At 58.5% G+C, this 14504-nt stretch carries 10 protein-coding genes; 8 read left to right on the top strand and 2 right to left on the bottom strand.

The window, feature by feature from the left end:
• Nucleotides 1-305: 305 nt before the first annotated feature.
• Complete coding sequence (locus J122_RS01735; protein WP_061330863.1) at nucleotides 306-710, bottom strand: VanZ family protein; 405 nt, start codon at nucleotides 708-710, stop codon at nucleotides 306-308.
• Nucleotides 711-805: 95 nt separating this feature from the next.
• On the opposite strand from J122_RS01735, the gene cysZ reads away from it, so the two are divergent.
• The 5 genes from cysZ to J122_RS01710 all read left to right on the top strand — a co-directional run bounded on the left by cysZ (nucleotide 806) and on the right by J122_RS01710 (nucleotide 7883).
• On the top strand, nucleotides 806-1555 hold the full coding sequence (cysZ, locus tag J122_RS01730; RefSeq protein WP_061330862.1) for a sulfate transporter CysZ: 750 nt from the start codon (nucleotides 806-808) through the stop codon (nucleotides 1553-1555).
• An 18-nt stretch (nucleotides 1556-1573) separates the two neighbouring features.
• Complete coding sequence (rapA, locus tag J122_RS01725; RefSeq protein WP_061330861.1) at nucleotides 1574-4435, top strand: RNA polymerase-associated protein RapA; 2862 nt, start codon at nucleotides 1574-1576, stop codon at nucleotides 4433-4435.
• A 137-nt stretch (nucleotides 4436-4572) separates the two neighbouring features.
• The gene (locus J122_RS01720; RefSeq protein ID WP_197463800.1) at nucleotides 4573-7020 is read left to right on the top strand and encodes an acyl-CoA dehydrogenase; all 2448 of its coding nucleotides are present in this window, start codon (nucleotides 4573-4575) and stop codon (nucleotides 7018-7020) included.
• 14 nt (nucleotides 7021-7034) lie between these two features.
• Nucleotides 7035-7415, top strand: a complete 381-nt coding sequence (gene crcB, locus J122_RS01715) for a fluoride efflux transporter CrcB (protein WP_061330859.1) — start codon at nucleotides 7035-7037, stop codon at nucleotides 7413-7415.
• A 261-nt stretch (nucleotides 7416-7676) separates the two neighbouring features.
• Nucleotides 7677-7883 carry a cold-shock protein gene (locus J122_RS01710; RefSeq protein ID WP_008172950.1) on the top strand — a complete coding sequence of 69 codons (207 nt, stop codon included), beginning with the start codon at nucleotides 7677-7679 and terminating at the stop codon, nucleotides 7881-7883.
• 91 nt (nucleotides 7884-7974) lie between these two features.
• Here J122_RS01710 and J122_RS01705 read toward each other — a convergent pair whose 3' ends face one another.
• Nucleotides 7975-8778 carry a dienelactone hydrolase family protein gene (locus J122_RS01705; RefSeq protein WP_061330858.1) on the bottom strand — a complete coding sequence of 268 codons (804 nt, stop codon included), beginning with the start codon at nucleotides 8776-8778 and terminating at the stop codon, nucleotides 7975-7977.
• A gap of 245 nt (nucleotides 8779-9023) precedes the next feature.
• Between J122_RS01705 and J122_RS01700 the strand changes: the two genes are divergently transcribed.
• The 3 genes from J122_RS01700 (at nucleotide 9024) to J122_RS01690 (ending at nucleotide 14499) form a co-directional block, all read left to right on the top strand.
• Nucleotides 9024-9635, top strand: coding sequence for a Yip1 family protein (locus tag J122_RS01700; RefSeq protein WP_061330857.1), 612 nt, complete (start codon nucleotides 9024-9026; stop codon nucleotides 9633-9635).
• Between the two features lie 217 nt (nucleotides 9636-9852).
• A complete protein-coding gene (locus J122_RS01695) occupies nucleotides 9853-11595 on the top strand; it encodes an alkaline phosphatase D family protein (protein ID WP_061330856.1) in 1743 nt (580 codons plus the stop codon).
• Nucleotides 11596-11754: 159 nt separating this feature from the next.
• Complete coding sequence (locus J122_RS01690) at nucleotides 11755-14499, top strand: cation-translocating P-type ATPase (protein WP_061330855.1); 2745 nt, start codon at nucleotides 11755-11757, stop codon at nucleotides 14497-14499.
• The last annotated feature ends 5 nt before the right edge of the window (nucleotides 14500-14504 follow it).

Raw genomic sequence — 14504 nt, 5'->3', positions numbered from 1 at the left:
GCGTCCGAGCCAGCCATCCAATTCGTTATCCCTTAAGCGAGGCGTCCCTGTGTCCTTGCCTCTCCCCACAATCCATGCAGGGGTGCGTCCGGTGCGTCGTCCTTTTCCCTGTCATCCTTGACGTTGAACATCATACCAATCCCACCTTTACAGACGTGTGAACTGTGCACGATTCGTTGAACACGAAACTGCGGCCATCAATGTTTTTTGTTAAAAATCATAAATATAGGATGAATTCATGGGTGAGCGCTCGCGTCTGCGCACGCTACGCGGCTACATGTTCTTACATGCTTGTAGGAAATGTCTCACGCAGAGTCGGGCGAATTTCTCAAATCCACTTCACCGGCATTGCGGATGCCCGGCCAGGGCAGCATGCCGATCGCGATGCCCAGGGCATCCGCCAGAACATCGGCCATGGAAAAATCCCGATAGGGGAGGTTGGCCTGGACCGCTTCGAGCGCCAGGCCGAAGCCCAGCAGGGCAGGGGCGTACCAGAATGCACTCAGGCGAGGCCAGGCCAGCCGGGTGACAATGGTCAATTCGATAAACGCAATAATGTGGTTGACCTTGTCGTTGGCGGCTGCAGGGATGGGGTAGCTGGAGCTGGTTGTGGCCAGGTACAGGATGGCGGCCACCGAGATCAGCAAGACTGCCTGCCAGAGCCGGCGCATGCGCAGAAGGGTAGAGACGGTTTGCTGAAATGGGAGCATCAAGTCATCCGGGTGTGGTTGCAGGCTGTGGGAACGATCCTGACATGATATGCTTTGCGCCCCGTTTTTGTCATGGCAGCGGAGGATCATCAGCGATGCTCAAGGGTAACTTTTTCAGAGGACTGGGTTATCTGGGTGAAGGTTTCAGGCTGATCCGCCTGCCGGGCCTGCGCCTGTTTGTCATCATTCCCCTTGTGATCAACATCCTCCTGTTTGGTTTGATGTTCTATTTCATGGCGGAGCTGTTTTCGGTCTTGATCGCCGGGGCCATGGCCTGGCTGCCGGATTGGGCCTGGTTGCAGGCACTGGACTGGCTGTTCTGGTTACTTTACGGCGTGGTGATTCTGCTGATGCTGGCCTACGGTTTTGTGATTGTTGCCAATCTTATCGGCTCGCCGTTCTACGGTTATCTGGCCGAACTTACCGAAAAGCATCTGACCGGCCAGGAAGTCAATCCGGACGAAGGCTGGGCAGCCCTGCTGAAGGATACCCCGCGTATTCTCTGGCGCGAGGTCCAGAAGATCGCCTATTACCTGCCCCGTGCTCTGGGCCTGTTCATCATCGGGCTGATTCCGGTCGTCAACCTGGTGGCGGCCGTGCTCTGGTTCCTGTTCAACAGCTGGATGATGGCGTTGCAGTACGTCGACTATCCGGCAGATAACCATAAAGTCAGTTTTGCCCGGCTGCGCCGGGATCTTGCAGCTCAGCGGTTATCCGCGCTGGGTTTCGGCTTGCCGGTGGCCCTGGCGGCCATGGTGCCGGTGCTTAATCTGGTGGTGGTGCCGGCTGCGGTGTGCGGAGCAACCGCCTATTGGGTGCGTGAAAATACATCGAATCAACAGTAACTTGCTTGCGGAGGTTTCTTGGAAACATCGGAATTTGTCATCGGTCAGCGTTGGGTCAGCCACAGCGATACCGCTTTGGGTTTGGGTATCGTTACCGACATCTCGGGGCGCAGAGTCACCCTGGGGTTTCCGGCGGCCGATGAAGAGCGCACCTATGCCATCGATAATGCGCCTTTGTCGCGCATTGTCTATCAGCTGGGTGAGGAGATAGAGACCTACGACGGCGAGCGTTACATTGTTCGCGCCGTTGAGGATCTCCACGGTGTTCTGATGTACCACGCCGATGACGGCGAGAATCTTCAGCAGATCTCCGAGGTAAAGCTGGCCGGTTCGGTCAATTTTTCGGCACCGCACCAGCGCCTGTTCGCCGGTCAGTTTGACCGTAACGGTGCCTTCCGGTTACGGGTCTCCACGCTCCAGCATCTCGATCGGCTCAGAGCTTCGCCGGCCCAGGGGTTGATTGGCGCCCGTACCCAGCATTTGCCGCACCAGCTATACATTGCCCACGAAGTGGCGCGCCGCCATGCCCCCAGAGTGTTACTGGCCGATGAGGTGGGTTTGGGCAAAACCATTGAGGCTGGCCTGATTCTGCACTATCAGCTGCACACCGGCCGGGCCCGAAGGGCAATGATTGTGGTGCCGGATTCACTGATTCACCAGTGGCTGGTGGAGATGCTGCGCCGCTTCAATCTGCGCTTCTCGATAGTGGACCAGAGCCGCTACGACGACATCAAAGCCCAGGAAGACGATGTAGACGCCCTGGTAAACCACATCTTCGGTGACGACGACAGCGTCAACCCGTTCGAGGCGGACCAGCTGGTGTTGTGCAGTCTCGATTTTCTGGTGCAGAGCGAACAGGCCCGTGACCATGCCCTGGCGGCGGGTTGGGACCTGATGGTGGTAGACGAAGCCCACCACCTGGCCTGGTCGCCGGAGCAGGCCAGCCCGGAATATCAGGTGGTTGAAAGCCTGTCTGAGGCCAGCAAAGGCCTGCTGCTGCTGACGGCCACACCGGAGCAGGTGGGTGTGGCCAGTCATTTCGCCCGTTTGCGCTTGCTGGACCCGGCACGGTTCCACTCCCTGGACGCGTTCCGGGAGGAAGAACAGCAGTATGAGGTCATTAACAAAGTGGTGCGCCGGTTGCTTGAAACCCCGGACCATATTGACCCGGAAGATAAAGCGGCCCTTGCCGGCTGGCTGGGTGATGAGCTGGAGGAGCTTCTGGCCCGGGATGGCGCTCACCAGGCGGTGATTGACGCGTTGCTGGATCGCCATGGCACTGGCCGCGTGCTGTTCCGCAACACCCGGGCAGCGATTCAGGGCTTCCCGGAGCGCCAGCCACTGCCCGACCCCCTGCCGTGTCCCGCTCTGTATGACGATTGCCGGTACGGCGATGTGGGCCTGGCCCCGGAGCAAAACGTGCCGGAAGAGCAATGGCTGGCGGAAGATCCCCGGGTAGCCTGGCTGGAGAAAAAACTGGCCAGCTTGCGCCCGGCCAAAGTGGTGGTGATCTGCGCCCGGGCTGATACGGCCATGGCGCTTGAGCATTACCTGCAGCTGCGGGCCGGCATTCGCAGTGCCGCCTTCCATGAGCACCTGAGCCTGCTGGAACGGGATCGTGCTGCCGCCTATTTTGCCGACAGCGAGCAGGGCGCCCAGGCGCTGATCTGTTCGGAAATCGGCAGTGAGGGCCGTAACTTCCAGTTTGCCCACCACCTGGTGCTGTTTGATTTGCCCGCCAACGCGGACCTGCTGGAACAGCGGATTGGCCGGCTGGACCGCATCGGCCAGACCGAGGCCATCCGGATTCACATACCCTACCTGCAGGGCACCAGCCAGGAAGTACAGTACCGCTGGTTCCAGGAAGGGCTGAACGCCTTTGCCGAGAGTTGTGCCGTCGGTGTGGCGGTTCACGACCAGGTGGGTGACGAGTGGCAGAAGGCCCTGGACGGCGATGACGCCGCCCTTGAACCCATGCTGGTAAGCAGTGCCGAGGAAACTGCGCGGCTGAAAACCCTGCTGCACAACGGCCGGGATGCCCTGATTGAGCTCAACTCCTGCCGCCGGGATGAAGCCGAAGCCTTGATTGCCAGTATCGAGCAGGAGGAAAGCTCGGCCCAGGTCCGTGATTACATGGTGCAGGCGTTCGATATTCTGGGTGTGGATATAGAAGATCACAGCGAGCATGCCGATGTGCTCAAGCCTGGCGAACAATACCAGGCTGGCCATGTTGCCGAGCTGCCGGAGGACGGCCTGACCGTCACCTGGGAGCGTGAGCAGGCCCTGCAGCGGGAAGATATGGCGTTCATGAGCTGGGAGCACCCGATGGTGACCGGCGTGATGGATTCTGTCACCAGCTCGGGCCTGGGCAAAGCGGCGCTGGCCAATCTGTCCGTGAAGGCACTGCCACCCGGTACCCTGCTGCTGGAGGCCCTGTTTGCCGTACACTGTCCGGCGCCGGAGTCCTTACAGTTGACCCGCTATCTGCCGGTTTCGCCGCTGCGCGTGGTGGTGGATGTGAATGGACGGGACCTGTCCAACGCGTTACCTCATGATCGCCTGAATGAGCTGTGTTCCAACATTCGCCGGCGCACGGCACAGGCCATCGTGCCAAAGATCCGGGCCGAGGTGGAAACCATGGTGGACCACGTTGAGCGACTGGCAGAGCCGCATCTGGCGCAGCTGCAGGCGCAAGCGCTGGCGCAGGTTGAGGCGGGCTTTGTTCCCGAGGTGCGCCGGCTGGAAGCCTTGCAGCGGGTAAACCCGGCCATTCGCAGTGAGGAAATCGATTATCTGCGCGGCCAGCTGGATGCTGCCCGGGAAGCGGTGGGCCACGCCAGTCTTGCGCTGGAAGGTATTCGGGTGATTGTAACCTCCTGAAGTGGACTAACTGGCTGAGTTGCGGGCGTTATCTGGCAACATGGCATCTGATAGAGTAAGTTGAACGTAACGAAGTGTTATAAGGCTTTGGTTATTGTCCAAAGACTCCAATCCACGGAAGACAGAGAGAACCTGTGATGACGTTGATACTGTTTCTGATCGCACTGGGCGGCCTGCTGTTTGTATTGCGCCGCGAATCCGGTGCAAAGCCTGCTATTGGTGTTATGGCGGTGGTGGGTGTGATCGCCCTTTTCTCGGGCTCTGGCTGGCTCGCGCTGGTGTTATTTGTCGGTGCGGCCATTACCGCGATGGCGGGGCTGCCGCAGTTCCGGATCAACTGGCTTACTCCGCGGGTGTTCGCCATGTTCAAGAAGGTGGCGCCCAAGGTCTCGGAAACAGAAAAGGTGGCGCTGGAAGCCGGCACCGTCGGCTGGGACGGCGAGCTGTTTACCGGCCGCCCGGACTGGCACAACCTGCTGATCAACCGTCATACCGGGTTGAGCGACGAAGAACAGGCATTCGTTGATAATCAATGTACCCAGGCGATTTCCATGTGCAACGCCTGGGATCTGGCGGTGGAACGGGCTGACCTGCCGAAAGAGTTGTGGGACTTCCTCAAGAAAGAGAAGTTCTTCGGCATGATCATTCCGAAGGAATACGGTGGCCTGGAGTTTTCGGCGAAAGCCCAAACCGCCGTGCTGCAGAAGCTGGCGGCCAACGAAATGCTGATGGTGACCGTAGGTGTTCCCAATTCCCTCGGCCCCGGCGAGTTGCTGGTCAAATACGGCACCGAAGAACAGAAAAACTACTATTTGCCACGCCTTGCCGATGGCCGTGAGGTGCCTTGCTTTGGCCTCACCGGCCCGCGGGCAGGCTCGGATGCAACGTCGCTGCCGGATACCGGCATCGTCTGCAAACAGAAAGTGGATGGCAAGGAAGTGCTGGGCATCCGCCTGAACTTCGAGAAACGCTGGATTACCCTGGCGCCGGTGGCCACCGTGGTGGGTCTGGCGTTCCGAATGTTTGACCCGGACGGTCTGCTGGGTGACACCAAAGACTATGGCATTACCTGTGCGCTGATTCCCCGGGACACCGACGGCATGGAAATCGGTCGTCGCCACTGCCCCATTGGTACTCCGTTCATGAACGGACCGATCAAGGGCAAAGACGTGTTTATCCCGCTGGATTACATCATCGGTGGCCAGGAAATGGCCGGCCAGGGCTGGCGTATGCTGGTTGAGTGTCTGTCTGTCGGCCGCTGTATCACCCTGCCGTCTGGTGCGGCTGGTGCGGCCGCGTACTCCGTGGGCACGGCTGGCGGTTTCACCCGCATTCGCCGTCAGTTCAATACGCCGGTGGCGGATATGGAAGGTGTGCAGGCGCCCCTGGCCCGTATCGCTGCGAAAACCTACATTGCCCAGTCGGCGGTGAACCATACCGCCAACATGATCGACCGGGGCGAAAAACCGGCGGTGCCGTCGGCGATCCTCAAGTACCACCTGACCGAGTTCCAGCGTGAAATCCTGACCGACGCCATGGATGTTCACGGTGGTAAAACGGTTACCCTCGGCCCCCGTAACTATCTGGGGATTGGTTTCAGCGGTGCGGCGGTATCAATCACCGTTGAGGGTGCCAACATTATGACCCGCAGCCTGATGATCTTCGGGCAGGGTGCGATCCGTTGCCATCCGTACGTTCTGAAAGAGCTGGCAGCCAAGGATAATGACGACATCAAGGCGTTCGATGAGGCGTTCTTTGGCCATGCCGGCCTGATCTTTGGTAACGCCGCCCGTGCGTTCACCCAGGCCCTGGGCGTCGGCAAGGCCGATGTGCCGTTTGACAGCGCTTCGCGCAAGTATGCTCAGGCCCTGGCACGGTTCAGCTCCGCCTTCGGGCTGTGTGCCGATGCCGCCATGACCACCCTGGGTGGTGAGCTGAAAATGCGTGAGTTGATCTCCGCCCGTCTCGGCGACATGCTGTCTAATCTCTACCTGGCATCCATGGTGCTGAAAAACTGGCATGAGACCCAGCCAGTGGAAGGCGAGAAAGAACTGATGCAGTACAGCCTGGCATTTTTGCTACACCGTACTGAACAGGCCCTGGATGAGTTCCTGCAGAACCTGCCGAATCGTCCGGTGGCCCTGGCCCTGCGGGCGGTAACCTTGCCGCTGGGATGTCGTTGGGATGCGCCTCATGATGATCTGGCACGCAAGCTGGCGCGGGCGATCTCTACCGATACGCCCATCCGCAACAAGCTGATGGCGGGTGCCTGGACCACCGACGGCGAAGGCACCGTGGAAAATCCGGTAGCCCGCTACAACGGTCTGCTCAAGGATTACGACAAGGCCGAGCAGCTGTACCGCAAAGCCACCAAGGCCTATGCCAAGGGTGAACTGCCGATGACGGCATTGCACCCGGAAGAGCGCTTTGAAGCGGCTCTGGAAGCGGGCATCTACACCAAGGAAGAAGCAGATTTCATGCGCCAGTATGAGCAGGTGGTGCTGGAGATGCTCACCGTGGACGATTTCCCGTTTGATGAGTTTGCCCGTAACAAGGACACCCTGATTGACCACAACCCGGCCTGACGGAGCAGGATGAGATGTGGCTCTCAGTGGTTGCAGTCAGCGTTGGCGCCGTGATCGGCGCCAACCTGCGTTGGGCGCTCGGCTTATGGCTGAATGCCAGTTACCACGCGGTACCCTGGGGCACTCTGGTGGCCAATCTCAGTGGCGGCTGGCTGGTTGGCTTGTTGATTGGCTTTTTTACCCAGAGTAACGCCCTGGCGCCGGAATGGCGTTTGTTTGCCATCACCGGGTTGTGTGGTGCGCTGACCACCTTCTCGACCTTCTCGCTGGAAATGTTCGGTGCACTGCAGGAAGGCAAGTGGGCCATGGCACTCACCGGCATTATCGCCCATGTGGTGGGGTCTATTCTTATGACTGCCCTGGGCTTTTATACCTTCAGTCTGATCAAGGGCTGAACGGTACGTGGGCGCCACCGGAACTGGGTATGACTACCTACATAAATTATTGAAAAGCCCCTTGGCAAGCCGGGAATTCCAGAGTAGAGTGGTTCGTGTAGGAAAGATTAGCCAAGCAGTTCATGAATAAGACGTACCTCCGCAGTTAGTAGTGACCGTCCTGTTTTTGATTCCGCGAGTTCAGTTTTTCCGTCAAACGCTGACCAATACCATGAAGGTGTGTGGCAGCAGATAATATGATTGATTTCAGGAAGTTTAAGTATGTCTACTACTACCGGTACTGTTAAGTTCTTCAACGAAGCAAAAGGCTTTGGCTTTATCACTCGTGAAGGCGGCCCGGACGTATTTGTTCACTACAGCGCCATTCAGGGCTCTGGTTTCAAGACCCTGGCCGAAGGCCAGCAGGTCGAGTTCACCGTAACTCAGGGCCAGAAAGGTCCTCAGGCGGAGAACGTTGTTGCTCTGTAATCCCCACGGGATTCAGCAATAACCAAGAAAAAGGCAGCCTCGGCTGCCTTTTTTTGTTGGCATTTCGGGCCGTTAACCCGGCCCGACTGGTTCAGCGAGCGAAAATCTCACTGTAGAATTGCATGGTGCCGTTCCAGGACCGGGCAGCGGCCGTTTCATCGTAAGCGATGGGCATCCCGAACTGTTCGGCAACCTTGTCTGCGCCAGGGTTGGTGAAAGAGTGGGTAACCCCGGGGAAACTCACCAGCGTCAGGTCCACTTCAGCGTTCTGCATCTCCCGAACCAATCCTGCCACCTGCTCTGAAGGCACCATCGGGTCAGCGCCACCGGTGTAAACCTGCACTTTGGCTTTTACCTTGCCGGCCTCTGCCTGAATCGGGCTGGCCAGTGCCCCGTGGTAGCTGACCACCCCCGCCAGATCAACGCCAAGCCGAGCCATGTTCAATACTACGGCTCCGCCGAAACAGTAACCCTGGGCGGCAATACGGCCGGCATCCACGCTTTCGTGGTTCTGCAGCAGCTCTTTGGCCTTCATGAAACGGGCTTTCACCTGATCCATGTTTTTGGTGGCTTCCTGCATGAACTCCTGGGCGGTATCCGGGTGTTCAGCCAGCTTGCCGTCACCGTACATGTCCAGGGCAAAGGCGGTGTAGCCTGCCGCGGCCAGTTTTTCTGCCTGCTCACGGGCGAAGGCATTATGGCCCCACCATTCGTGAACCACCAGAACGCCGGGCCGTTTGCCCTCGTCCTCATCATCCCAGGCCATGTAGCCGCTAAAGGTTTGGCCATCCACTTCATAGGTGACCGTTTCGGTGCGAAGTTCCGCGTTGGCACTGGCGCTGGCAATAGCCAGGGCGAGCGCAGTGAGGTGTGTTGTTTTTCTGATTCCAGACATGTGGGTCATCTCCTTGTGTGATTTCGGATTCCTTGTCATACGAGTGTTCAGACACACCCGATGAATACTGCTTTACAGAACCAAATGATCTGAGAGCACCGGATTCGCGAACAAAATGGCATCAGGTGCTGCTTTCAACCTGACCGTTCTTGACTATAGTTAAGAACAGGAACGGTGATAAGTCTGAACTCGTTCAGGCACCGTATCCACCCATACCAATAACATCAATAACGAGGGGGTGGTCTATGCTCCTGTCACACGCGTTTGGTCTGTTTACCCACCCGGACCAAGAGTGGGCATCCATAAAGAAAGAACACGAACATCCAACCCGGCTGTATGTTGCCTATGTGGTTATTCTGGCAGCCATCGCGCCGATCTGTGCTTACATCTCAACCGCGCATTTTGGCTGGTCCGTCGGCAACGAGCGATTGATCAAGCTAACGGAAATCAGTGCGTTGCAGCTGAGCGTCCTGACATACATTGCCATGCTGGTGGGCGTCTTTGCCCTGGGCTACGCCATTAACTGGATGGCAAAAACCTACGGTGCCAAAGAGGAACACATACCTTCTAACGGTATTGCCCTTGCGGCTTATTCCTGCACTCCGCTGTTCCTGGCTGGCTTTGCGTTGTTGTACCCGGTGCCATGGTTCAACGCGGCCGTGTTTCTGGCCGCAGCCTGTTACGGTGCCTGGCTGATGTATGACGGCCTGCCCATCGTGATGGGGATCGAGAAAGAGCGTGCGGTCATGTACGGCGGGGCCCTGCTGACCGTTGCCCTGGTGATTCTCGTTTCTACTCGTGTCGGCTCAGTCATTCTCTGGAACTTCGGTGTCGGCCCGGTGTTTGTCAGCGGGTAGCCACAACCTGCCAATCATCAGCTATCAAAGGGGAGCCTCGGCTCCCTTTTTTTGTGACCTGGTGCCTGCCTTTCCCCAGTTGTCGGCATTTGCCACAGGGATGTCGCAATCCGGCAACGCGGTTTTCATCTGAGCAGTCTAGCGTTTGATCTGCGGTCGCAAGTCGTGCGGCTGCCAACAACAGGACAAGCTCAGAATGAATAATAAGGGGAACAGAATGGCACGGTTAACACGCAGGGATTTTCTGAAAGCCTCGGCCTTGGGGATGGGGGCAGTAGCTGTCTCAACCGGATTGGCGGGTTGTGTGTTCGACAGCAGCGATAAGCGCAGTGTTGAATTTACCCATGGTGTCGCCAGTGGCGACCCGTTGCAGGATAGCGTCATACTCTGGACGCGTGCGGTGCCGGATCGGGGTACCTCGGTAGACGTGGGCTGGGAAATTGCCCGGGATGCCGAGTTTGATGAGATCGTACACTCCGGCACTGCCGAGGCCAGCGCAGAGCATGATTACACGGTGAAGGTGGATGCCCGGGGCCTATCCGATGGCCAGCGCTACTTCTACCGTTTCCGCTCCGCCAACAGCACATCGCCTGTTGGTACTACCCGAACCCTCCCCGAGGGCAGCATTGATCAAGTGAAGCTGGCTGTTGTCTCGTGCTCCAACTATCCGGCGGGCTATTTCAATGTGTATCGGGAGATTGCCACCCGACAGGATCTGGATGCCCTTGTTCATTTGGGAGACTACATCTACGAATACAGCAGTGAGGCCGACAGCTACGCAGCAGCTGATGCCGAGGCCTTGGGGCGCACCTTCCCGGAGGCCAATAATCGGGAGTTGATTACTCTGCAGGATTACCGCCAACGCTACGGCATTTATCGTAAGGACGATGACCTTCAGGAACTGCACCGCGTTATGCCGTTCATCGTGGTATGGGATGACCATGAGGTCACCAACGACACCTGGCGCGAGGGTGCAGAGAATCACAATCCGGAGCTCGGCGAAGGTGATTTCGGGGAACGCAAAATGGCGGCCTTGCGGGCCTTCTTTGAGTGGATGCCGATCCGCCCGGTGATTCAGGGCAGTAACGAAACCATCTATCGGAGTTTCCGGTTCGGTGACCTGGTTGATCTGCATATGCTGGATACACGCATTATTGGCCGTGACCAGCAGCTGGATTACATGAACTACCTCGGGGAGGGTGGCCTGGATGTAGATGCTTTCCGGGCGGCAGTAGGGGATTCGAACCGCACCCTTCTGGGCGCCGAACAGCGTTTGTGGTTGCAGTCGGCACTTGCGCAGGGGACGGGTACCTGGCAGGTGCTTGGCCAGCAGGTGCTGATGGGGCGCATGAACCTGCCCGCCGAGCTGCTGATGGCCATTGCGACACAGAATCTGGAAAACCTGCCTGCATCACTGGCCGACCTGGCAACGCTGAAAGCCCGGGCGCTGCAGGATGATCCCACACTTACCGAACAGGAGCTGGCGCGGCTTGAACTGGCAGCACCCTATAACCTGGATGCCTGGGACGGCTACCAGCACGAACGGGAAGTGGTTCTCGCCACCGCCCGGCAGCTGGACAGGAACCTGGTGGTGCTGGCCGGTGATACCCACAACGCGTGGGCCAACAACCTCCGGGATATTGAAGGGCGACAGATTGGCGTGGAGTTTGCCACGGCCTCGGTGACCTCGCCCGGGCTGGAGGGGTATCTGGGGCTGCCGGCAGAGATGATTCCGCAAGCTGAGCAGGGCATTGGGCTGCTGGTTGATGATCTGGACTACCTCGACATCAGCCAGAGGGGGTATATGCTGGTGACGTTCACCCCAGAGCATGCGCGCGCTGACTGGTACTTTGTTGATACCGTCAAAAGTCGCGATTATGGAGCCGACCAGCAACCATCTGCGTCCAGGCAGGTTTTGCCCGGCGAAGGGCAGCGCAGTCTGCAACTCCTGTCTTCATGATGCCGGACCGGGCCCGGTGATTGCCCCGGGCCCGGTCGCAGGCTAATGTGATGAGGCCGCCGATGCGGTCGGATTTTCTGTCGGTACCTTGATCTGGCGCATTGGCAGTTTGTTCGTACTGGTTTGTAGTAGACGGTCGTTCATCAGCAGGGAGCCTACATGTCCAACCCTCCATCGTTTTCTTCCGGACCAAGCGCCGCCCCTTCGGAGGCCGCCGGCCCTGTTTGGCATGCCGCATCCGTTGCCGACGCTCGTCAGCACCTGAAAGCATCGAGCCCGTTATCGCAGGCCGACGTTGATGCCCGGCTTGCAAGCTATGGTCCGAATCAGCTGCCAGAGACCCGGAGTGCCGGGCCTTTGCGGCGTCTGGCTCGACAGCTCAATAATTTCCTTATTTACGTGCTTCTGACCGCTGTGGTCATTACCGCTGCGCTTGGCCATTGGGTGGACTCCGGGGTTATTCTGGCGGTGGTGGTGATCCAGGCGCTGGTGGGGTTTATTCAGGAAGGCAAGGCCGAGCAGGCGTTGTCTGCCATTCGTCACATGCTGGCACCCAAGGCGCGGGTGGTGCGGGAGGATGGGCAGCATCAGGTGGATGCCGCCGGGCTGGTTCCGGGCGATACCGTACTGCTGGAGCCCGGCGACCGGGTGCCTGCCGATATCCGGCTGGAGAAGTGCCACAACCTGAAGGTTGAGGAAGCCATACTGACGGGGGAATCCGAGGCGGTAGACAAAGCCGTAGAACCGGTAGCGTCAGATGCAGCCTTGGGTGATCAGGTCAGCATGGTGTTTTCCGGCACCATGGTGGCTACTGGCACCGGTCGCGGTGTGGTGGTTCGTACTGGAGCGAATACCGAGATCGGTCGAATCTCTGGCTTGCTGGCAACCACCGCGTCACTGAAAACACCGCTGCTTGAGCAGATGGATCGCTTTGCCCGGGTGCTTTCCATTATTGTAATACTGGCCGGCATTGGTATTTTCCTTGGTGGCCTGGCATTCAGCGGTCTAGCGTTCCGGGAGTTGTTCATGGCGGTTGTGGGCCTGACGGTTGCCGCAATTCCGGAAGGGCTCCCGGCCATTCTGACCATCACCCTGGCTATCGGTGTTCGGCAAATGGCAAAACGCCAAGCGGTGGTTCGGCGTATGCCCGTGATAGAAACCCTTGGTGCGGTGTCGGTGATCTGCTCCGACAAAACAGGCACCCTGACCCGCAACGAAATGATGGTGACGGCGGTTGTTGCCGGTGGTCAGAGATTCGATGTTACCGGTGAAGGCTACAGCTTCGATGGCATGATCTGCCGGGATCAACAACCAGTAGAGAGTTCCGGATTGCTGGCAGAAATGGCCAGGGCAACCGCCCTGTGCAATGACGCCAGCCTGGGTGAAAAGGATGGCCGCCCCGTTATCCATGGCGACCCGATGGAAGCCGCCCTCAAGGTCTTTGCCCGCAAGGCCGAATTCGATACCGAATCCAGTTCCGGAGACTGGCCCAGAATCGATGAGATACCGTTTGATACCCGCATCCGGTTCATGGCGACCCTTCACCATGATCATCATGGCCATGAGGTTGCCTACCTGAAAGGGGCGCCGGAGCGGATACTGGAGATGTGTACCAGTGAAGTGGCCGGGGACGGTGGTGTGGTGGCACTCGACAGACAACGCTGGGATGACACGGTCACCGAGATGGCGTCGGAAGGGCTAAGGGTTCTGGCGATTGCCCGAAAGCCAATGGCTGAAGCGGGGCGCCAACTGGTGGTTGAAGACCTTGAGCAGGGGGGGGAGCTTCTGGGTGTTGTCGGGTTGTTAGACCCACCCCGGCAAGAGGCCATTCAGGCCATTGAAGAGTGCCATAATGCGGGCATCAGGGTGAAGATGATTACCGGTGACCATGCCCTGACCGCAGGAGCGATCGCCCGAAAACTGGGTTTACGAAACAGCGAGCGAGTGCTCACCGGCAAGGAACTGGACGAACTGAATGATGACCAGTTGCGAGAGTTGGCCGGTGAGGTGGATGTGTTTGCCCGTACCAGCCCTGAACACAAACTGCGTTTGGTCCAGGCGTTGCAGGCACTGCACGGTGTGGTCGCCATGACCGGTGACGGCGTGAACGATGCGCCGGCCCTGAAACGGGCCGACGTTGGTATCGCCATGGGTGTGAAAGGCTCTGAAGCCGCCAGAGAAGCGTCATCCGTGGTGCTGCTGGACGATAACTTTGCCAGTATCGCAGCGGCCGTTAGGGAGGGGCGGACGGTCTATACCAATCTGCGTAAAGCCATTGCCTTTCTGTTGCCAGTCAACGGGGGGGAATCCATCAGCCTGATCACGGCTCTTTTACTGGGACTTGCCTTGCCGATTTCAGCCTTGCAGATTCTGTGGGTCAATATGGTCAGCTCAGTGGTATTGGCGATGACACTGGCGTTTGAGCCCCCGGAACCCGGCGTCATGAAACAGCCGCCGCGCCCCAAGGAAGAGTCACTGTTACAGGGCTTCGTGGTCTGGCGGGTTGTGTTTGTGTCGTTCCTGTTCCTGGCGGGGATATTCGGGGCCTGGTTCTGGGCTATGCATCGCTTCAACGATATGGCGGTGGCCAGCACCCTGGCGGTAAATACCTTGGTGGCGATGGAAGTGTTTTATCTGTTTGCTGTACGTTACCTGGATACGCCTTCCATCACTCTACGGGGAGTGCTGGGCACCCCGGTTGTATTGTTGGCGGTGGCTGCGGTGATCGGCCTTCAACTGTTGTTCACCTACACGCCCTGGTTCCAGGCAACTTTCGGTACCAGTGCGCTTTCGCTGGAATTGCTCGGCTTTGCCTGCGCGGCCGGTGTGACGGTACTGGTGTTGCTGGAAATCGAAACCGCTATTCGCCAGCGGTTGTTGGCCACGGCCACGGCACCTGGCTGACACCG

The organism is Marinobacter excellens LAMA 842, from assembly GCF_001574445.1.
GTDB classification, from domain to species: domain Bacteria; phylum Pseudomonadota; class Gammaproteobacteria; order Pseudomonadales; family Oleiphilaceae; genus Marinobacter; species Marinobacter shengliensis.
The sequence above is the reverse complement of the archived record's forward strand: the minus strand, read 5'-3'. Positions and strand labels throughout refer to the sequence as shown.